Source organism: Mesorhizobium sp. WSM4307, assembly GCF_007003945.1.
Lineage (GTDB): Bacteria > Pseudomonadota > Alphaproteobacteria > Rhizobiales > Rhizobiaceae > Mesorhizobium.
Window position 1 is genome coordinate 217,412 of the sequence record NZ_VFTB01000011.1, and the last position, 18,643, is coordinate 236,054.

22 protein-coding genes and 1 tRNA gene are annotated in these 18,643 nt (G+C 62.4%); 9 read left to right on the top strand and 14 right to left on the bottom strand.

Annotated features, from left to right (window positions below; genetic code table 11):
* Positions 1 to 17: 17 nt before the first annotated feature.
* Entirely contained in the window at positions 18 to 512 is a 495-nt protein-coding gene (locus FJV83_RS26540; RefSeq protein ID WP_142876303.1) for a cell envelope integrity protein TolA, read from the bottom strand.
* Between the two features lie 2 nt (positions 513 to 514).
* Entirely contained in the window at positions 515 to 961 is a 447-nt protein-coding gene (locus tag FJV83_RS26545; RefSeq protein ID WP_095790049.1) for an iron-sulfur cluster assembly scaffold protein, read from the bottom strand.
* A 239-nt stretch (positions 962 to 1,200) separates the two neighbouring features.
* Between FJV83_RS26545 and folE the strand changes: the two genes are divergently transcribed.
* The 4 genes from folE to FJV83_RS26565 all read left to right on the top strand — a co-directional run bounded on the left by folE (position 1,201) and on the right by FJV83_RS26565 (position 4,171).
* The gene (gene folE / locus FJV83_RS26550; RefSeq protein ID WP_140890395.1) at positions 1,201 to 1,836 is read left to right on the top strand and encodes a GTP cyclohydrolase I FolE; all 636 of its coding nucleotides are present in this window, start codon (positions 1,201 to 1,203) and stop codon (positions 1,834 to 1,836) included.
* A 90-nt stretch (positions 1,837 to 1,926) separates the two neighbouring features.
* A complete protein-coding gene (gene hisI / locus FJV83_RS26555; protein WP_095773083.1) occupies positions 1,927 to 2,388 on the top strand; it encodes a phosphoribosyl-AMP cyclohydrolase in 462 nt (153 codons plus the stop codon).
* Between the two features lie 84 nt (positions 2,389 to 2,472).
* Positions 2,473 to 3,444 carry a patatin family protein gene (locus tag FJV83_RS26560; RefSeq protein ID WP_142886328.1) on the top strand — a complete coding sequence of 324 codons (972 nt, stop codon included), beginning with the start codon at positions 2,473 to 2,475 and terminating at the stop codon, positions 3,442 to 3,444.
* 160 nt (positions 3,445 to 3,604) lie between these two features.
* Positions 3,605 to 4,171 carry a dihydrofolate reductase family protein gene (locus FJV83_RS26565; RefSeq protein ID WP_142886284.1) on the top strand — a complete coding sequence of 189 codons (567 nt, stop codon included), beginning with the start codon at positions 3,605 to 3,607 and terminating at the stop codon, positions 4,169 to 4,171.
* Between the two features lie 12 nt (positions 4,172 to 4,183).
* Here FJV83_RS26565 and recJ read toward each other — a convergent pair whose 3' ends face one another.
* The 8 genes from recJ to FJV83_RS26605 form a co-directional block, all read right to left on the bottom strand.
* A complete protein-coding gene (gene recJ, locus FJV83_RS26570; protein WP_142886329.1) occupies positions 4,184 to 5,965 on the bottom strand; it encodes a single-stranded-DNA-specific exonuclease RecJ in 1,782 nt (593 codons plus the stop codon).
* A 180-nt stretch (positions 5,966 to 6,145) separates the two neighbouring features.
* Positions 6,146 to 6,382 carry a DUF6434 domain-containing protein gene (locus tag FJV83_RS26575; protein WP_142886285.1) on the bottom strand — a complete coding sequence of 79 codons (237 nt, stop codon included), beginning with the start codon at positions 6,380 to 6,382 and terminating at the stop codon, positions 6,146 to 6,148.
* Between the two features lie 73 nt (positions 6,383 to 6,455).
* Positions 6,456 to 7,439 carry a class II fructose-bisphosphatase gene (gene glpX, locus FJV83_RS26580; protein ID WP_142886286.1) on the bottom strand — a complete coding sequence of 328 codons (984 nt, stop codon included), beginning with the start codon at positions 7,437 to 7,439 and terminating at the stop codon, positions 6,456 to 6,458.
* A gap of 204 nt (positions 7,440 to 7,643) precedes the next feature.
* Positions 7,644 to 7,811 carry a Thivi_2564 family membrane protein gene (locus FJV83_RS26585; protein WP_010909767.1) on the bottom strand — a complete coding sequence of 56 codons (168 nt, stop codon included), beginning with the start codon at positions 7,809 to 7,811 and terminating at the stop codon, positions 7,644 to 7,646.
* A 69-nt stretch (positions 7,812 to 7,880) separates the two neighbouring features.
* Positions 7,881 to 8,240: a hypothetical protein gene (locus FJV83_RS26590; RefSeq protein WP_095772817.1), complete on the bottom strand. Its 360-nt coding sequence runs from the start codon at positions 8,238 to 8,240 to the stop codon at positions 7,881 to 7,883.
* A gap of 125 nt (positions 8,241 to 8,365) precedes the next feature.
* Positions 8,366 to 9,679: a homoserine dehydrogenase gene (locus FJV83_RS26595; RefSeq protein WP_142876306.1), complete on the bottom strand. Its 1,314-nt coding sequence runs from the start codon at positions 9,677 to 9,679 to the stop codon at positions 8,366 to 8,368.
* Positions 9,680 to 9,717: 38 nt separating this feature from the next.
* Complete coding sequence (locus FJV83_RS26600) at positions 9,718 to 10,935, bottom strand: LL-diaminopimelate aminotransferase (RefSeq protein WP_019858471.1); 1,218 nt, start codon at positions 10,933 to 10,935, stop codon at positions 9,718 to 9,720.
* Positions 10,936 to 10,980: 45 nt separating this feature from the next.
* Positions 10,981 to 11,487 (bottom strand): hypothetical protein, encoded by a 507-nt coding sequence (locus FJV83_RS26605; RefSeq protein ID WP_179296082.1) that lies wholly within the window; start codon positions 11,485 to 11,487, stop codon positions 10,981 to 10,983.
* Here FJV83_RS26605 and phaC point away from each other — a divergent pair.
* The 3 genes from phaC to FJV83_RS26620 all read left to right on the top strand — a co-directional run bounded on the left by phaC (position 11,475) and on the right by FJV83_RS26620 (position 15,297).
* Complete coding sequence (gene phaC / locus FJV83_RS26610) at positions 11,475 to 13,310, top strand: class I poly(R)-hydroxyalkanoic acid synthase (RefSeq protein WP_142886287.1); 1,836 nt, start codon at positions 11,475 to 11,477, stop codon at positions 13,308 to 13,310. The two genes, FJV83_RS26605 and phaC, sit on opposite strands and share 13 nt — an antisense overlap.
* A gap of 216 nt (positions 13,311 to 13,526) precedes the next feature.
* Positions 13,527 to 14,783: a YcbK family protein gene (locus FJV83_RS26615; RefSeq protein WP_142886288.1), complete on the top strand. Its 1,257-nt coding sequence runs from the start codon at positions 13,527 to 13,529 to the stop codon at positions 14,781 to 14,783.
* A gap of 439 nt (positions 14,784 to 15,222) precedes the next feature.
* A tRNA-Glu gene (locus FJV83_RS26620) sits at positions 15,223 to 15,297 on the top strand.
* 69 nt (positions 15,298 to 15,366) lie between these two features.
* On the opposite strand, the gene FJV83_RS26625 is transcribed toward FJV83_RS26620, so the two are convergent.
* Both FJV83_RS26625 and FJV83_RS37100 read right to left on the bottom strand, forming a co-directional pair.
* Complete coding sequence (locus FJV83_RS26625; RefSeq protein ID WP_142886289.1) at positions 15,367 to 15,678, bottom strand: hypothetical protein; 312 nt, start codon at positions 15,676 to 15,678, stop codon at positions 15,367 to 15,369.
* Between the two features lie 160 nt (positions 15,679 to 15,838).
* On the bottom strand, positions 15,839 to 16,039 hold the full coding sequence (locus FJV83_RS37100; RefSeq protein WP_245318119.1) for a nuclear transport factor 2 family protein: 201 nt from the start codon (positions 16,037 to 16,039) through the stop codon (positions 15,839 to 15,841).
* Between the two features lie 825 nt (positions 16,040 to 16,864).
* Here FJV83_RS37100 and FJV83_RS36540 point away from each other — a divergent pair.
* On the top strand, positions 16,865 to 17,038 hold the full coding sequence (locus FJV83_RS36540) for a hypothetical protein (RefSeq protein ID WP_179296424.1): 174 nt from the start codon (positions 16,865 to 16,867) through the stop codon (positions 17,036 to 17,038).
* Between the two features lie 74 nt (positions 17,039 to 17,112).
* Positions 17,113 to 17,649, top strand: coding sequence for a J domain-containing protein (locus FJV83_RS26635; protein ID WP_019858477.1), 537 nt, complete (start codon positions 17,113 to 17,115; stop codon positions 17,647 to 17,649).
* Between the two features lie 32 nt (positions 17,650 to 17,681).
* On the opposite strand, the gene FJV83_RS26640 is transcribed toward FJV83_RS26635, so the two are convergent.
* Positions 17,682 to 18,035, bottom strand: a complete 354-nt coding sequence (locus FJV83_RS26640) for a TadE/TadG family type IV pilus assembly protein (protein ID WP_095772824.1) — start codon at positions 18,033 to 18,035, stop codon at positions 17,682 to 17,684.
* A gap of 166 nt (positions 18,036 to 18,201) precedes the next feature.
* Complete coding sequence (locus FJV83_RS26645) at positions 18,202 to 18,642, bottom strand: TadE/TadG family type IV pilus assembly protein (protein WP_179296079.1); 441 nt, start codon at positions 18,640 to 18,642, stop codon at positions 18,202 to 18,204.
* Position 18,643 lies beyond the last annotated feature (1 nt).

An 18,643-nucleotide genomic window follows, 5' to 3' on the forward strand; every position in this document is an offset into this window, starting at 1 on the left:
CCGGGCCGGAGCTCCCGCTACTTTGCGTTCTTGTATTTATCGAGAAGCTTGTCGATGTCGTTTACCCCGACTGCTGGACGCCCGCCCGACGTGTCCTGTGCCGGGTGGAATGTGAGGACGACCTCGCGCCACAGATCGTAGTGCGCCGCATAGGACGTCAGGCCGGGAAACGGCGCACAACGCTTGATGGCCCGGACGGCAGCCTCGGCGACCTTGTCCGGCTGTGGTGTGACAGGATCGAGGATTTTTGGCGGACCGGCGAGAGAGCCGTCCTTGTTCAGGCTGATCCGGACGCGCGCAACACTCGTGGCATTTGCAGGCACTGCCCAACAGGTCTGGATAGCCTTCATGAGATAGTCGTGGATATCCCGCGTGACTGCCACGTCGGCCCGGCTCGAGCCACAGCCTGACATGAGTGCGCCGGCAAGGCTCCAGACGAACACCAGGCCATGAAAGGGTCGGTGTCGCGGGCTGCCGCGAAGTCCGCGCATCGTCAGAACGGGAAATGGCAAGATCAGGCCGCCTGTTCGGCGCGCTTCTTCTCGATTTGGCCGATGGCGTCTACCACGGCGTCAAAGGTCAGCATGGTCGAGGCGTGCCGTGCCTTGTAGTCGCGCACCGGCTCCAAATATTTGAGGTCGGCGAAGCGCCCTTCCGGCGGCGCGCCATTCTCTTTCAGCATCTTCAGCATGGCGTCGCGCACCGTGCGCAATTCCTCGGCGCTCGCGCCGACGACATGCTGCGCCATGATCGAGGACGACGCCTGGCCGAGCGCGCAGGCCTTCACGTCATGGGCAAAGTCGGTGACCACGCCGTCCTCCATCTTGAGATCGACGGTAACGGTCGAACCGCACAGCTTGGAATGCGCCTTGGCGGTCGCGTCCGGATGCTCGAGCCGGCCGATGCGGGCGATGTTTCCGGCAAAACCGAGAATTTTCGCGTTGTAGACATCGTTGATCATTATTTTCCAATCCGTCGCCGCCAAGCGAACAGCGATTGCCGCTGCTGCGTCTTCCTTTCGCTCGCTGCGACCTTATATAATGCTGGCAGTCCGGTAACGACAAGCGATGAGCGCCGCTGTCCTGGCCGGGAAGTTCACGCCGCTTACGGGGCTGGAAACGGGGCGAGTTTCCGACACCGAAAGGTCGTGGTCCGTTCAACTCGTTCCTCCTTGGAGAGGAACTACGGGAGACGCCTTTTATGGATGCCGTCATCAAGAAACTCATGCCCCAGGCCGCCTACATGGAAAAGCCGGTCACCGACAGGCCGAGCGAGGCCGAGGTCGAGGCCGCCGTGCGCACATTGCTGCGCTGGACCGGCGACAATCCGGACCGCGAGGGGCTGATCGACACACCCAAGCGCGTGGCCAAGGCCTACCGCGAAATGTTCGGCGGCTACGACATGTGCCCGGCCGATGAACTCGGCCGCACCTTCGAGGAGGTCGCCGGCTACGACGATCTCGTCATCGTCAAGGATATCCAGTTCCATTCGCATTGCGAGCACCACATGGTGCCGATCATCGGCAAGGCGCATGTCGGCTATCTGCCGGATGGCAAGGTCGTCGGCCTGTCCAAGATCGCGCGGGTCGTCGATATCTTCGCCCATCGCCTGCAGACGCAGGAAGCGCTGACCGCGCAGATCGCCGGCGTCATCCAGGATGTGCTCAACCCGCGCGGCGTCGCCGTCATGATCGAGGCCGAGCACATGTGCATGGCCATGCGCGGCATCCGCAAGCAGGGCTCCACCACGCTCACCTCCACCTTCACCGGCGTTTTCAAGGACACGCCCGAGGAGCAGGTTCGTTTCGTCACCATGGTTCGCGGCGGCGGGGCATAACGTCTAGGCCGATATCGCTAGGCCATGATCCTGAAAAACGCGGACCGGTTTTCGGGTAAGATCATGGTCAAACAGGAAGATACACCGGCGATGTCGGCACTGGAATTTCCCAAAACTCCATCAGACAAGAAAGCCCTGGAGGAAGGCGCGGTGTTTTCGCCGCGCTTCGACGCCGCCGGCCTGGTCACCGTCGTCGTCACCGATGCCCAAGACGGCATGCTGCTGATGGTCGCGCATATGAATGCGCAAGCCTTGGCGCTGACACTGGAAACCGGCATCGCCCACTACTGGTCGCGCTCGCGCAACGCGCTTTGGAAGAAGGGCGAAACCTCGGGCAATTTCCAGCATGTCGTCGAGATGCGCACCGACTGCGATCAGGATGCATTGTGGCTGCGCGTCAAAGTGTTGGGCCACGACGCAACCTGTCACACCGGCCGGCGTTCATGCTTTTATCGGACGGTGGGACTCGTCGACGGCAAGGGGACACTTGTTGACGACGGCAGCAAGCCGCTGTTCGATGCGGAATTCACGTATCGGAAGCCATCGTCTTGAACCATCTGCCTCACACCAACCACACAGATTCATCATTTCGATACGGCCTGTCCGTATATTAGTCTTGGGACAAGGGAGATCATGATGCTCGAGTGGGCGTCATTGCGTAACAGACCAGATGTCAGGGAGGCCAACGGCCTGACCTCTTCCGGCGGCGCGTCCGAAACGAAATCTCCCAAGAAAACAGCCATTTCGCTCGCTTTGGGCGGCGGTTGCGCAAGAGGCTGGGCTCATATCGGCGTGCTGCGCGCGCTCGATGAAGCCGACATCGAAGTTTCGATGATCGCCGGCACCTCGATCGGCGCGCTGGTCGGCGGCTGTTATCTCGCCGGCAAACTGGATGAGCTGGAAGAGTTCGCCCGCAGCCTGACGAAGCGGCGCATTTTCGGCCTGCTCGATCTCAATCTGCGCGGCAGCGGCCTGTTCGGCGGCTTGAAACTCGATGCCCGTCTGCGCGAGCATGTGGCGGGCGTCCGTTTCGAAGACCTGCCAAAACCCTTCGTCAGCGTCGCATCGGAAATCCGCACCGGCCACGAGATCTGGCTGTCGCACGGCTCGCTGATCACGGCCATGCGCGCGTCCTACGCATTGCCTGGCGTGTTCGAGCCGGTGAATTGCAACGGCCGCATGCTGGTCGACGGCGCGCTGGTCAATCCGGTGCCGGTATCGGTTTGCCGCGCCTACGAGCAGCCGCTCGTCGTGGCGGTCAACCTTCACTACGACCTGTTCGGCCGCGCCGCCGTGATCAAACACAGCGCCGGCGAACTTGTTGTCGAAAAGGACGCGCCGCGCCCCGGCCATGTCGGCACCGAGCACCAGTCGCATCAGACCCGCCTCGGCATCACCGGCGTCATGGTCGAGGCTTTCAACATCATCCAGGACCGCATCTCGCGCGCCAGGCTGGCGGGCGATCCGCCAGATATGTCGCTGCAGCCCAAACTCAGCCATATCGGCCTCACCGAATTCCATCGCGCCGACGAGGCGATCCAGCTCGGCTATCAGGCGACGATGGCCCAGATCGGCGAACTGACCCGGCTGCAGACCGTTCTCGCCTGAGGCCAGCCGCTGTCCGAAACACCGTCCGTTGCGTCCCATCGACGGAGTGGTGCTGCACCCTTGAAGCGTTGGCGGCCTTTTCATTTGCCTGTTGTGTGAAAAACTGATTGCAAAACGCAATTGGTTATGCTGGCCTGTGCTGCTTTATACGGAGGCGCCAATGGCCAGGCTCGTTTATTCCATGCTCACCTCTTTGGACGGCTATATCGCCCGATCGGACGAGGACATAGCACTGCCAGTGCCGGAGACAGAATTGCATCAGTATTTCAATGACATGATGAGGCTAGCCTCAGCAGTGCTTGCCGGGCGGCGGATGTACGAGACGATGCGCTTCTGGGACAGCCCTGAGCGCGAGACCGGCTCCACCGAGGTCGAGCGGGACTTTGCCCGCGCATGGCGAGAGACACCGAAGATCGTCTTCTCGACCACGCTTCGGCAGGTCGGGCCCAATGCCCGGCTGGTGAATGGCGATGCCGAGACCGCGGTGAGATCGCTCAAGTCAAAGACGGATGGCCTCGTCATCCTCGGCGGCGCAGACCTTGCCGCCGGTCTGGCACGAGCAGGGCTTATCGATGAATACCGGCTGTACATGCACCCGGTCGTGCTGGGGGGCGGCAAGCCGTACTTCCAGTCCGGCCTGTCGCTGAGGCTGAAACCGCTCGGCAGGGAAAGCCTGCCCCAGGATGTGACGCTAATGCGTTATGCGCCGGCCAACCAAGCTGCATAGATACTGACGCGGCTACGCCCGCGCCGCATCGACAATGCGGAATTGCACCGTGCGGTTGCCGTTCCAGTAATTACCAGACAGCGAGCCGGCGACATGCACGCTCTTGCCACGGTTCTTGAACAGGAATTCGCCAAGCACCGTATCGACGGCACGAAAGGCGATCGCCTGGATACGGCCGCCGCTGTCCGACTGCAATTCACAGCGTATATGGTTGGTGCCGACCGGCCTGGCGTCGGCCAGCCGATGGCGCGGCAGCACGAAGACCGGCGCGACGTGGCCGGCGCCAAAGGGGCCGGCCTTTTCCAGCGCGTCGAGCAGGCTGAGCGTCGCGCCTTCGGCCGCAAGCGCGCCATCGATCGCCAGGCTCTCCTCGTCCTGTAGCCGAAACACGTCGGCAGCCGCCCGTTCCTCGAAGAACGACCTGAGTTCGCCGAGCCTGGCGCGCTCCACAGTGATGCCGGCCGCCATGCCATGACCACCGCCCTTGACGATCAGCCCGACATCGGCGGCTTCGCGCACCAGCCGGCCGAGGTCGAAGCCCGACACAGAACGGCCCGAACCGGTGCCGATGCCCACAGCGTTGAAGGCAATGGCGAAAGCCGGCCGGCGCGCATGATCCTTCAGCCTCGAGGCGAGCAGGCCGACAATGCCGGGATGCCAGTTGTTGCTGGCGGTGACGACGATCGCCGGGCCGCTGCCACCGGCAAGCTCGGCATCGGCCTCGGCGCGCGCCGCGGCCAGCATCTCCTGCTCCATCAGCTGCCGCTCCTGGTTCAGCCGGTCGAGCGTCTCGGCGATGGTCCGCGCCTCGACCGGATCGTCGGTCGCAAGCAGCCGGCTGCCAAGCGCCGCATCGCCGATGCGCCCGCCGGCATTGATGCGTGGCCCGATCAGATAGGCGAGATGGAAGGTGCTGACCGGCTCGCCAATGCGCGATACCCGCGCCAATGCGGCCAAGCCTTCATTCTTCTGCTGGCGCGCCATTTGCAGGCCTTTGACGACGAAGGCACGGTTGACGCCGGTGAGCGGCACCACATCGCAAACGGTCGCCAACGCCACGAGATCGAGCAGCGAAAGCAGGTCTGGCGGCGCGACATCGCTCAGGCCACGCAGGATTTTCGCGGTCTGCACCAGGGCGAGGAACACGACACCGGCGGCACACAGATGCCCCTGCCCGGAAAGATCGTCGTCACGGTTTGGATTGACCACCGCAATCGCGGCCGGCAACGCGCCGCCGACCTGATGGTGGTCGAGCACCACGACATCGGCGCCGGCTTCGTTGGCGGCATCGACGGAAATGGCACTGTTGGTGCCGCAATCGACGGTGACGATCAGCGTCGCGCCGCGCGACACGAGTTCGCGCATGGCATCGGGATTGGGACCGTAACCCTCGAAGATACGGTCCGGAATATAGATTTCCGACGGTATGGAGAAATGTGCCAGAAACCGCTTCAGCAAGGCCGACGAGGCGGCGCCATCGACATCGTAGTCGCCGAAGATCGCTACCTTTTCCCGCGCCATCACCGCCGCCGCGATTCGGGTTGCGGCCTTGTCCATGTCGGTCAGCGACACCGGATTGGGCAACAGGTCGCGGATCGTGGGATCGAGGAAGCGCTCGGTCTCGTCGGCGGTAACGCCGCGTCCGGCCAGAACACGCGCGACGATGTCGGGCACGCCATGACCTTGCGCGATGGCAAGCGCGACCATGTCCTGCCGTTCGGTCAGCCGGTGCTCCCAGGAGAGACCGGTCGCCGACTGCCTGACATCGAGGAAAAGGCGCCTTTCGCCCATTATGCGCTTTGCCAATTCATGGTCGGCCGCAGGATAGAGCATGTCGCGCAAAAATGTGCAGCGGTTTTGGGCTAACGACATGCGCGGACAACAGCCTAAAGTGCTGCGCGTGAACGCGACGCGCTTTAGGGCCAAAGACGGGCAAAACCAGGTGGTTCGCGGCGGGTGGCGTCGCAGGAGAATTCAAGACAAACCACGCTTTCCGCTTTTCAGCCAGGCGCGCCTGATCCATTCGTCGGCGGCGTCGCCCATTGTCTTGTCCCGACCGTCCTTTAGCCAGGCCATGAAAGGCCGATCGAACCTGAACGTATCGCCGCATTCGCGGGTGAAATAGCGGCGCACATTCTGGGTGTTGCGATAGGATTTCGTGATGGGCGCGGCACACGAAATCGGATCCGCGTGCCAGTCGAACACATTCATCGTCAATCCTTGCGCCGCCAGGCTTCAGATGCAGCCAAGGGCTAGCAACTGCGGTGCGGCTTCGCAAGGAGGCCTAGAACTTATCCAGATCCTGATGCCGCGCCTTGATCTCGCGCACGGTCCGCGACGATGAGCGCAGTACGATGGTGTGGGTGGTGATATAGGTGCGGCCGAACTTGACGCCGGCCAGCATGTTGCCGTCGGTGACGCCGGTCGCCGCGAACAGCACGTCGCCGCGCGCCATGTCTTCCGCATGGTAGATCCGCTTCGGATCGGAAATGCCCATCTTGGCGGCGCGCGCGACCTTGTCCGGCGTATCGAGGATCAGCCGGCCCTGCATCTGGCCGCCGGTGCAGCGCAATGCGGCCGCGGCCAGAACGCCTTCCGGGGCGCCGCCGGTGCCGAGATAGAGGTCGATGCCGGTCTCCTCCGGGTCGGTGGTGTGGATGACGCCGGCGACATCGCCGTCGCCGATCAGCCGGATCGCGGCTCCCGTGGCGCGCACGGCATCGATCAGCTTGGCGTGGCGCGGCCGGTCGAGGATGCAGGTGGTGATGTCCGAGACCGCGACGCCCTTGGCTCGCGCCAGGCTCGCGATGTTCTCGGCCGGAGAAGCATCGATATCGATGACGCCTTCGGCATAGCCCGGACCAATGGCGATCTTGTCCATATAGACGTCGGGTGCGAACAGCAGGCTACCCTTCTCGGCAATGGCGATGACAGCAAGCGCGTTGGGCAGGTTCTTGGCGCAGATCGTCGTGCCTTCGAGCGGATCGAGCGCGATGTCGACTGCCGGTCCTTTGCCGGTGCCGACCTCTTCGCCGATATAGAGCATCGGCGCCTCGTCGCGCTCGCCCTCGCCGATCACCACCGTGCCTTTGATGGCAAGACGGTTGAGCTCCTGTCGCATGGCGTCGACAGCGACCTGGTCGGCAGCCTGTTCATCGCCACGGCCGCGCAGCCTGGCAGCCGCCACGGCGGCCCTTTCGGTGACGCGCACCAGTTCCATGGTGAGTATCCGGTCAAGGCCGGCAACGATGTTCTGGGCCACATTCATGTTCGGCAAATCCTCGTTGGCATAGCGCCTCCCGCCGGAGGCGGGCCTGTTTTGTCAAACGAGCATGACAACGGCAAGACCTGCCGGACGTTTTATCGAAAAGCCAGCAATATCAATCGATTGAACCGCATTTCCGACAAGATTGCGGACCGGTCGGAAACGACCGGGCCGCCTTGAAGAAGCACTGAGGATTGCCGCCGCGATCTAGAAAACCGCGAGATATCTGAGCAACGAAATGATGCCGATGATGATAACGATGACCTGCACGATCTGCCGCATCCTGGCGTCGAGCGGCAGGCGCTGCACGAGATAGAGAACGAGAATGATGACGAGGAATGTGATCAGTATGCCTATCAACATGGATGAAGCCATGATGCCCTCCTTCAAATGAATTCCTGAAACGGGAAACGAGCCGGCACTGCCAGCCCGTTACCGGCACGCTCAATACCAACGGCGGGGCGTGTCGTTGTTCATCGACTGGCCGACGGCGATCCCGGCCAGAAAACCAAGCAGGCCGACGACGCCGATCACGGCTGTCGTCGTGCCCGGGTTTTCGCGCGCGACTTCCGAAACCGCCTGAGCCTGGCTGCGCAGCTGCTGTGCTGTGCGCGATGCACGCGCCGCGGCCGTCTCATAAAAATCCGAAGCCTGTTCGCTGGCATCATCGAGCATTTCCGCGCCCCTTGCCGAAATGCTCTTGTTGATCTTGGTGATCTCCTTGCGCAGTTCAGCGATCTGCTTTTCCAGCGTTTTCTGGATATCGTCGATGGAGGGGGTGTCGGACTTGCTGGTATCGGCCATGAAGCAGCTCCCTTGGTTACTGACCAAGAGAACGGCGCCGCAACGAATTCGTTCCGGCCAATGCGCGGCTGGTCGCCATCTGTCGACCGCAGGCGCCGGCGAGGACGTTACCGGCCGGGGGACGACTACCCTGCCCGCTCGATGCGGATGACCTGCGGCTTGTCGGTCAGGTGACCGTCCTTGGTGATGCCGTCGACGGCCTTGCGCACGGCGGCCTCGGTGGTCTCATGGGTAACGAGGATCACCGTCTTCTGCGCCGCCGCCTCGCCGCTGACCGCATGCTGGACGATCGATTCCAGCGAAATATCGTTGTCGGCCATGCGCTTGGCGATCGCGGCAAAGACGCCGATGCGATCATGCACGGTCAACCGGATGAAGTAGCCGCCGGCATGGCTGCGCATCTGCGCCTTCTTGTAGGGCCTGAGCTCCTTCGCCGGCAGGCCGAAGACCGGGCCATGCTGGAAGCCGGGCCGGCTCTTGGCGATGTCGGCGATGTCGCCGATGACGGCCGAGGCAGTGGCGTTGCCGCCGGCGCCGGGGCCAGAAAGCAACAATTCGCCAAGAATGTCGGTCTCGATCGCCACCGCATTGGTGACGCCATGCACCTGCGCGATGACGGAAGCGGTCGGCACCATGGTCGGATGCACGCGCTGCTCGATGCCGCTTTCGGTGCGCTGGGCAACGCCGAGCAGCTTGATCCGGTAGCCGAGATCGCCGGCCGCACGGATGTCGGCCTGGGTGATGTTGGAAATGCCTTCCATATAAATGTCGTTGGCGGCGATCCTGGTGCCGAAGGCAAGGCTGGTCAGGATCGACAGCTTGTGCGCGGTGTCGTGGCCCTCGATGTCGAAGGTCGGATCAGCCTCGGCGTAACCCAGCCGCTGCGCGTCCTTCAGGCAGGCGTCGAACGAAATGCCCTCGGCCTCCATGCGGGTGAGGATGTAGTTGCAGGTGCCGTTGAGAATGCCGAACACGCGATTGACCGAATTGCCGGCCATCGCCTCGCGCATCGTCTTGATGACCGGAATGCCGCCGGCCACCGCCGCCTCGTAGTTGAGCAGCACGCCCTTCTTCTCGGCGATCTCGGCCAGCGCCACGCCATGCTTGGCGAGCAGCGCCTTGTTGGCGGTGACGACGTGGCGGCCGGCTTCGAGCGCCGCCTTGACCGACAGGCGCGCCGGCCCCTCGTCGCCGCCGATCAGTTCGATGAACACGTCGATGTCGGCGATCTGTGCCATCTTGACCGGATCGTCGAACCATTTGGCGGCGCTGACATCGACGCCACGGTCGCGTTTCGGGTCACGCGCCGAAACCGCCGACACGACAATGTCGCGCCCGCATTGCCGGGTCAGTTCCGCTGCCTTGTCGCGCAGCACCCGCGCCACCGATGCGCCGACCGTACCAAGTCCGGCAATTCCAACACGCAGAGCTTCAGCCATGGAAGGCGACGTCCCTCAAAATCAGATCGAATTTTTGCTTACCGGTGGGCGGACAGCGGCACCACATTGTTGGGCTGCTTGGCGCTGGTCGACAGGAAGCGCTTGATGTTGCGCGCCGCCTGGCGGATCCGGTGCTCGTTCTCGACCAGCGCCAGGCGCACAAAATCGTCGCCATGTTCGCCGAAGCCGACACCGGGCGCCACCGCCACATCGGCGTGCTCGATGAGCAGCTTGGAGAATTCGAGCGAACCGAGATGCTTGAACGGTTCGGGGATCGGCGCCCAGGCGAACATCGAGGCGGCGGGAGCTGGAATGTTCCAGCCGGCGCGCCCGAAGGAATCGACCATGACGTCGCGGCGCTTGTGGTAGACCTCGCGCACCTCGGCGATATCGGCGCCGTCGCCGTTGAGCGCATGGGCCGCCGCCACCTGGATCGGCGTGAAGGCGCCGTAGTCGAGATAGGACTTCACCCGGGTCAACGCCGAGATCAGCCGCTCATTGCCGACGGCAAAACCCATGCGCCAGCCGGGCATGGAGAAAGTCTTCGACATTGAGGTGAATTCGACGCAGACATCGATGGCGCCCGGCACCTGCAGCACCGAAGGCGGCGGGTTGCCGTCGAAATAGATCTCCGAATAGGCAAGGTCGGACAGGATGATGATGTCGTTCTTCTTCGCGAACGCCACCACGTCCTTGTAGAAGTCGAGCGAAGCGACCAGCGCCGTCGGGTTCGACGGATAGTTGAGGATCAGCGCCAGCGGCTTCGGGATCGAGTGGCGAACGCCGCGTTCCAGCGCTGGAATGAACCCATCGTCCGGCTCGACCTGCAGCGAGCGGATGACGCCGCCCGACATGATGAAGCCGAAGGCATGGATCGGATAGGTCGGGTTCGGGCACAGGATGACGTCGCCAGGCGCGGTGATCGCCTGCGCCATGTTGGCGAAGCCTTCCTTCGAGCCGAGCGTGGCCACCACCTGCGTGTCGGGGTTGAGCTTCACGCCGAAGCGGCGCTGATAATAGGCCGCCTGGGCGCGGCGCAGGCCGGGAATGCCGCGCGAGGAGGAATAGCGATGGGTGCGCGGATCGCGCACTACTTCGCACAATTTGTCGACGATGGCCTTGGGCGTCGGCAGGTCCGGATTGCCCATGCCGAGGTCGATGATGTCGGCGCCGCGCGAACGGGCACTGGCCTTGAGCCGGTTGACCTGCTCGAACACGTAAGGCGGAAGCCGGCGGACCTTGTGAAACTCTTCCATGGCAGTTCCAGACAGCAAAAGGGGCTATGGGCGCGCGCTATATACTCATTTGCAGGTAGGGTCGAGGGCGGGATCGCATTTGCCTTCGATCTGCTTCAGCGTCTGCGGACCATGTTTCGTGGCTAGGTCCGCCAACGCCGCCTGATTGGCGACCGCAGCGCCGCCGCCGCTTTTGGCGCCCTGTGCGCCGCCATCAGCCTTGAGTTCGGCGAGCTTGGCGTTCGTCTCGGCCTGCGTCAGCTGCTTGTTCGCCACTTTGGGCGGGATGTTGAGGTTCGGAAAGGTGCCGGTATCCTTTGGACCTGCATTGTCGGCCATCGGCACCGGAGCGCTGGTATTCGTGCTCGAACACCCGGCGATCCCCAAAAGCACGATCGCCGCGCCGATGCGGCAAAAGCGTGCGGCATCAAAAAAAACAGTCTCGCCAATATTAATCGTCATATTGTTTCCTTGGCAGCCGAGGTAGAGCGAGATTGGACCCTGTCGGATGTCCCATGTTAATATGTCAAGAAAACGCTTCGGGAGGAACCCTGCGAACCATGTCCAAAACACCCGATTCGGGCAAAACGGAAGATGACGAGCCTTCGACCGTCGAGCAATATCTGGTGAAGGATCCGGAGCGCTTTGCGTTGAACATGGCGCGCATGGTCGAGCAGGCCGGCAAGGCGGCGTCCGCCTGGGCCGAACCGCGCGAGCGCGGCGAAGTGCGCGACCACGTCGCCGAGCCGGTCGTCGACATGGTCAAGACGTTTTCCAAGCTGAGCGAATACTGGCTCGCCGACCCCCAGCGCGCGCTCGAAGCGCAGACGCGGCTGTTCGCCGGCTACATGACCGTGTGGGCGAACGCCATCCAACGCGTCAGCCCCAACGCCGAAGGCCCCGACGACGCCGTCAAGCCGGAGCGCGGCGACAAGCGTTTCCAGGACCCGGAATGGGGCCGCAACGCCTTCTTCGATTTCCTCAAGCAGGCCTATCTCGTCACCTCGCGCTGGGCGTCCGAACTGGTCGAGCACGCCGAAGGTCTGGACGAGCACACCCGCCACAAGGCGAGCTTCTACGTCAAGCAGGTGTCCAATGCCATCTCGCCGTCGAATTTCATCCTGACCAACCCCGAGCTTTTCCGCGAGACCGTCGCTTCCAACGGCGAGAACCTGGTGCGCGGCATGAAGATGCTGGCCGAGGACATCGCCGCCGGCAAGGGCGACCTGAAACTGCGCCAGGCCGACTATTCGCCCTTCGAGATCGGCAGGAACATCGCCACCACAACCGGCAAGGTGGTCGGCCGCAGCGATGTCGCCGAGATCATCCAGTATGATCCGGCGACCGAGACGGTGCTGAAACGCCCGTTGCTGATCTGCCCGCCCTGGATCAACAAGTTCTACATACTCGACCTCAACCCGCAGAAATCCTTCATCCGCTGGGCGATCGAGCAGGGCCACACCGTCTTCGTCATCTCCTGGATCAATCCGGACGAGCGCCACGGCGCGAAGGGATGGGAAGCCTATATCAGGGAAGGCCTGCAATATGGCCTCGACACGATCGAGGAGGCGACCGGCGAGCGGGACGTCAACGCGATCGGCTACTGCGTCGGCGGCACGCTGCTGGCGGCGGCGCTGGCTCTGATGGCACAGGAAGGCGACGACCGCATCAAGTCGGCTACCTTCTTCACCACGCAGGTCGACTTCACCTATGCCGGCGACCTGAAAGTCTTCGTCGACGAGGAACAGGTCGCGGCGGTGGAGAAGTCAATGAACGAGAAGGGCTATCTCGACGGCACCAAGATGGCGACCGCCTTCAACATGCTGCGCTCCGGCGACCTGATCTGGCCCTATGTCGTCAACAACTACATGCGAGGCAAGGACCCCCTGCCCTTCGACCTGCTCTACTGGAATGCCGATTCGACCCGCATGGCGGCGGCCAACCATTCCTTCTACCTGCGCAATTGCTATCTCGAGAACAACCTCTCGCGCGGCAAGATGGAACTGGCGGGGCATACGGTCTCGCTCGGCGATATCACCATTCCGATCTACAACCTCGCCTCGCGCGAAGATCACATCGCGCCGGCGCTGTCCGTCTTCCTCGGCTCGAAATATTTCGGCGGCAAGGTCGACTACGTGATGGCGGGATCGGGCCACATAGCCGGTGTCGTCAATCCGCCCGCCTCCGGCAAGTACCAGTATTGGACCGGCGGCAAACCGGAAGGCGATTTCGGCCAATGGATTGCCAGGGCCGCTGAGCATCCCGGGTCGTGGTGGCCGCACTGGCAAAGCTGGATCGAGGCCAAGGACGACACCCGTGTGCCTGCCCGCAAACCCGGCAAGCATATGAAAACCTTGGGCGATGCTCCCGGCAGCTATGTGAAGGTGCGAGTGTAACGGACTGTAATGTCTGGTGAGTTGACGGCCCGTCAAAAGCGGGCGAAATGGTGTCGTCAACCATCAAGCAGCCGTAATTCGGCAATCACTGCAAAAATACTTCCAGGCTTGCGGATTTGACACAGGTCTCGTTTCCGGATCGGAGACAAAGGTCACCTTGGACAGCGACTTCCAGTGCTGCGCCAAGGACGTACCGACCGGACATCGAGGGGGAATTTGACTTTGAAATCAGCAGGATGGAGCCTCGCAAAGGGAGAACGCAGCGCCATCTTGGCAGCGCTCTGCTGTGTGCTCCTGGCCTCCTGCACATCGGCCGGCGACCCGACAATGTCGGTCGGAATGCCCGGCTACAATGCCTCCGCCTCTGACATCAATGCGGCCGCCACCGGCAAGTCCATCGCCACCGCCGATTCGACATCGCAGACAACGGCCACGCAAACGACCGTGATGAGCGAAGGCGACACCGCACTCCCCGAAAAAGTCGCTTACGTACCGATCGCCAAGCCGCAAGCAGCCTTTCCGCTGATAACGCCGGCCGGCGCTGAAGCGATCGCGGGACAAACGCCGCAAGCCTTGCAGCAGCCGGCCCAGACGGCGCAGCAGACAGACGCGGTCGCCCAGAAGATCGCCGCCGCCGATGCCGCGGTGACAACGCCAAAGCCGGCCGCGGCGCCGGTGATGAACAATCCGGTCTATGTGACCGCAGGTGAGGCGCCACCAGCCGAGGCGCCAAAGAAACGTGGCTTCCTGGCCTCGATGTTCGGCGCCACGCCCGCTTCGGCCACACCGGCTCCGCTCATCAACACGCGATCGGGCGAACAGCCGACCGCACAGGCCAAACCCGCGCCTGCGGCGGCGGCAAAGCCGATCATCACGTTGGCCTCGGCCGACTCCACGGCAAAGCCGATACAGTTGGCCTCGACCGGTGACGACGCAGGTCATATCACCGGCAGCGATGCCTTGCCTGGCGTGCGCCAGACCGCCCTGTTCGAGATCAAGCGCAAATCCGGCCTCGACGACGAAAGCGACGTCGACCTCAATGAGGACGAGGGTCCAATCGGCGGCAGCTATCAGGTTGCGTCCGCCGCCGGCATGGCCCGGCTCGCACCAAACGGCCTGCTGAAGCAGAACGAAAGCGTCGATGTCGCCTGCCTGAAGCCGTCGCTGGTGCGCGTGCTGAAGACGATCGAAGGCCATTACGGCCGCAAGATGATGGTCACGTCAGGCTACCGCGACCCTGCCCGCAACCGCCGCGCCAACGGCGCCAAGAACTCGCTGCACATGTACTGCGCCGCCGCCGACATCCAGGTGCCCGGCGTCTCCAAATGGGAGCTGGCGAACTACATCAGGACCATGCCCGGCCGCGGTGGCGTCGGCACCTATTGCCATACCGAATCGGTCCATGTCGACGTCGGGCCCGAGCGCGACTGGAACTGGCGCTGCCGCAGGCGAAGCGGTGGTGGTGACGGCTGAACGGCGCGATTTGACGGGCCAGAGCGGCCAGGTCGTGCCATCAATATCGTTCCAGCGGACTTTCCACATTGGCCCGAGCATGCCCCAACTTCGTCATCCACGGGCGGAGCAGGAGCGAAGCTCCGTCGCGAAGACCCGAGGATCCATTCCGTGGCCTTGGTTGAAGGGCGCAGCCGAGCAGAATTCCGCACCGTTGCAACGCCTTGAAGTCGCGGCATGGATTCCTTTGGCTGCGGAGCAGCTCCAGGGTCTGCGCCGAGTAGCTTTGCTCCTTGCTCCGCCTTGGAATGACGAAGCAATGGGCGTTTTCGCTAGTCACCAAGCCGCGCAGTGGGTGGCGAAGCCCCCGATTCCAAAGCCTCGGAAAAAAGTTGTCCAAGCCGGCACCTGACGGGTTGCCGGTTGCGCACAACGTCAGTATAAGCCGCTTCGTCTGAGCGCGCCCATCGTCTAGCGGTTAGGACACCGCCCTTTCACGGCGGTAACAGGGGTTCGATTCCCCTTGGGCGTACCAGACCTTTCAAACACTTAGCGACCTCCCAGTCCTTACTGTCCAATTTTTGGGCCGATTCCAGGCAATTGGTCAAAATGGCAACACAAACAATTTCGCGTGCATGATGGACGTCACCACCCGCGCCGAATCCGGCATGTCTGATGCGGCGGACCTTTCGGAGATTCGCCATTCCATCACCGGACATGTTGCCGCCTGCGCCGAGCCCTTTAGCGCTCCTTCGGCTTCGGGGCGATCTCCTCGACCCGAGCCCTCGCGCGCCATGCTGAAGCATCGCCTGTCCGGCGCTTGGGTTTCACCCTCATCCTGTGTAGTCAGGATAGTGCGCACGTGCGCCTTGCCGAAGACGCTGGCGAGCAGGTTGTGGCCGGCTTTGTCGGTCATTGGCCGGGATCGGTGCTGTTGAGGCTGCAATGCGGATCAGCCAGCGTCCGCCAGCAGCCTGTCGCTCAAAAACGCTGAGCGAAGTTCCGTTCCCGGTCGCCTCACCCTCCGAATAGGCCGCGAGAGACCATGCCAGCTTCCCGGATGCCCCCGCCTCTGGCTAGTGTTTTGTCGGGGTGGCGTATTGGGTCCAGACGCCATGCAGCGCCTCTATCGCCGCGCGGCCGCGAGCCGGCGGCGCATAGGGAGAATGCAATTCCGCGTCAGAGGTGAATACCGCCGCGCAACCGGCAGCATCGCCGGCCCGATAGGCCGCAACGTAGATGTCCCAAAGCTCCTGCAGTTCGTCGCGGATCGACATCACTTCCTCCCGGTAAGGCCACGGAACCTTGGGCGCCTGTTGGCCTGCTCAGCCGCGGGCGGCCGCGCCGGTGCTGTCCCACGAAAGGCCGGCCGCGAGTTCATTTGCATTTTAGCTAATTGAATGTGAGATGGTCGTGAAATTCCGAGCGGGGGCTCATGACCACAGACATTTTTCTGACCGCTATCGCGGCATTCTCGATACTCGTTCCGCTGTACTTCATCCTCAGGTGAGGCGTTAAGCCGCTTGGCGGGCGCACCAGCGCGCGTTCCTCGCTGGCGCTGTCCTACGCGGCAGAGGCTTCCCGTGCGTCCTGGCGCCCGCCCATGGCCAGTCGCTGTGTCTCTGGATGCACCTGCAATCTGCTTGAACGCAGAAACCCCGCCGCTCCATTTGCGAAGCGGCGAGGCCTGCCCCAACCTCGGCCCCAATTGCCGGTCCCAACAGCCGGCATCGCTGACAATGCAATTGTTGTGCCAGCGACGATTGATCCATTACTGGACGGAAGAACCGGTCGCCGCAAGTTGCGCGGCCGCATCGTCCGGCCTGCTCAGGCGCCGCCCACCAGGCGCGATCGATTTCAACGGCGCCTTCCTTCCAGGGAGCCTCGCGAAGCCCGCCCTTTTCACGGCGGTAACAAGGGGTTCGATTCCCCTTCGGCGTACAGGCTTTCGTGCACTCCACCCCCTGTTTGCCGAATATCTCAGCCGCCCTTGCCTTGAGTCCCGGAGCAACCGCATCAACCATCTTATTAGCAAGCGCTTGTGTTCCTCACCAAGCCGGATCATTATCCAAACCATCAGGTCGCTGAAGGGGTAGAGCGCCATGGAACTGAGCTGCTATGATCCGGGCGGGAGCATCTTTGCATCACCCGCCTTCCTTAACCTCACGGCTGTTTTCATCATTCTGGCCGCCTTCGCCGTTGCGCGACTGATGGCAATGTCACGCGCGGATTCTCTCGACCAGCTTCGGTTCGCGCCGATCCAAGCCGCAAGTTGAGGACTGTCGTTCCTTGCCTTCAGCAGTCATGCTCTCGACGGTGTGCGCAATAGCGAAGTTGTGGGGGCGCCATCTTGTTCGTTGATTACTACGAACTCCTGGAAATCAGCCCGAACGCCAACTCGGAAACGATAGAACGGGTATTCCGCTATTTTGCCATGCGCTACCATCCTGACAATCAGGACACCGGCGATGAATCACGCTTTAGCGAAATCCTGGAAGCCCACAATGTGCTCAAGGATCCTGTGAAGCGCGCGCGGTATGATATCCAGCACAAAGACCATTTGAATCTGCGAACGGAGTTGATTGGGGAAGCCAGCAACAACACAACAATCGAACGCGATGTGGCCATTCAGGCGAAATTGCTCTCGCTGCTTTACGTCAAGCGCCGGCAAGACGTAAACAATCCCGGCATTGGCGATACAGAAATCGAACGTTTGTCAGGCTGTCCACGAGAACATCTTGAGTTTCATCTCTGGTACCTAAAAGCCAAGGGCTGGATTGGAAGGATCGAGAACGGAACCTTCGCGATCACCGTGGAAGGCATCGATCGCGCCAATTCCGAACATCGCCGTGACACCACGATAAGATTGCTGGATCATGCCGGCTGAAACGCGGAAGTTCGCGTCAGCGCCGCATTTCACTAACCGCCGACCAGCGGTACGGTAACGGTGGTGGCGTAGTTGATCGGAAAGGTGTCGAGGTAAGGAAAATCGACGACGAAGGCATAGGTGGCGGTCAGATGCGCCATGCGGAAACCGCCGCTTGCCGGGTCGATGGCGATCGTCACGTTCACATCCTTCAAACCCAAGGCCTGCAATTTCTGCCTGGCGATCGATTGGATGTCGGCCTGGGTCAGCGTGTTCTGAAGCTGCAGCGAGCGCGATGATGTCTCCAGCGTATAGCGAACGCTGGACACCGAATGCATCGACCAGCCCAAGGCGAAGATCCCGAACAGCAATATGATGAGGAACGGTGCGATCAGCGCGAACTCCAACCCGGCCCCGCCCGAACGATCTCGCCCGAAGGCGCCTTGCCTGGCGCAATTCCAGGAAAAGTGTGAGCTGGTTGTCCCGGGAAAAGCGCGCAGCGCTTTCGCTTGGGAATCGCGGCAAAACAAAGAGCGAGGGCGTTTCGCCATTTCCGCGAAACGGTGAGACGCCCTAGCGAACACGGATCACCTCCAGATGGCCGATGACGCTGGAAGCGGAAAAGACGCCGAAGGTGAAGGGCGGCGTCCAGGTGGCCGATGCCTGGATCTGAACATAGACCGACGGCACCTTTGGTCCGCTGCACAGAGTGGAGGCGTCGACCACGGTCGTCCCGCACATATAGATCCGGCTTAGCGTGACCTGGCCGTCCGCCGGCCGTTTCTCCCAGCTCGAAATGGCGACGGCCTGCGTCGCCGTATCATTCGTCGAGCCTTCCATGATCAGGTTCGCGGCGGTCTTCACGCCGGCACGCATCGACAGCGAACTCGTCACATAGGACCAGCCGTCGATGATACCGAGCAGCGCCGCGCACAGGAAAGGCAGGACCATCGCGAACTCGACCGCTGCAACGCCCGTTTTATCGCTCAGGATCGGCACAGATCGGGGCTCCACG

What these genes read in the sequence shown, in the direction of transcription:
- folE (WP_140890395.1), top strand. Translation starts at nt 1,201, where the DNA reads ATGGATGCCGTCATCAAGAAACTCATGCCCCAGGCCGCCTACATGGAA.
- FJV83_RS26595 (WP_142876306.1), bottom strand. Translation starts at nt 9,679, where the DNA reads ATGGCTGAAGCTCTGCGTGTTGGAATTGCCGGACTTGGTACGGTCGGC.
- hisI (WP_095773083.1), top strand. Translation starts at nt 1,927, where the DNA reads ATGTCGGCACTGGAATTTCCCAAAACTCCATCAGACAAGAAAGCCCTG.
- FJV83_RS26575 (WP_142886285.1), bottom strand. Translation starts at nt 6,382, where the DNA reads ATGAATGTGTTCGACTGGCACGCGGATCCGATTTCGTGTGCCGCGCCC.
- FJV83_RS26565 (WP_142886284.1), top strand. Translation starts at nt 3,605, where the DNA reads ATGGCCAGGCTCGTTTATTCCATGCTCACCTCTTTGGACGGCTATATC.
- FJV83_RS26560 (WP_142886328.1), top strand. Translation starts at nt 2,473, where the DNA reads ATGCTCGAGTGGGCGTCATTGCGTAACAGACCAGATGTCAGGGAGGCC.
- glpX (WP_142886286.1), bottom strand. Translation starts at nt 7,439, where the DNA reads ATGAATGTGGCCCAGAACATCGTTGCCGGCCTTGACCGGATACTCACC.
- FJV83_RS26590 (WP_095772817.1), bottom strand. Translation starts at nt 8,240, where the DNA reads ATGGCCGATACCAGCAAGTCCGACACCCCCTCCATCGACGATATCCAG.
- FJV83_RS37100 (WP_245318119.1), bottom strand. Translation starts at nt 16,039, where the DNA reads ATGTCGATCCGCGACGAACTGCAGGAGCTTTGGGACATCTACGTTGCG.
- FJV83_RS26600 (WP_019858471.1), bottom strand. Translation starts at nt 10,935, where the DNA reads ATGGAAGAGTTTCACAAGGTCCGCCGGCTTCCGCCTTACGTGTTCGAG.
- FJV83_RS36540 (WP_179296424.1), top strand. Translation starts at nt 16,865, where the DNA reads ATGGAACTGAGCTGCTATGATCCGGGCGGGAGCATCTTTGCATCACCC.
- phaC (WP_142886287.1), top strand. Translation starts at nt 11,475, where the DNA reads ATGTCCAAAACACCCGATTCGGGCAAAACGGAAGATGACGAGCCTTCG.
- FJV83_RS26545 (WP_095790049.1), bottom strand. Translation starts at nt 961, where the DNA reads ATGATCAACGATGTCTACAACGCGAAAATTCTCGGTTTTGCCGGAAAC.
- FJV83_RS26625 (WP_142886289.1), bottom strand. Translation starts at nt 15,678, where the DNA reads ATGACCGACAAAGCCGGCCACAACCTGCTCGCCAGCGTCTTCGGCAAG.
- FJV83_RS26585 (WP_010909767.1), bottom strand. Translation starts at nt 7,811, where the DNA reads ATGGCTTCATCCATGTTGATAGGCATACTGATCACATTCCTCGTCATC.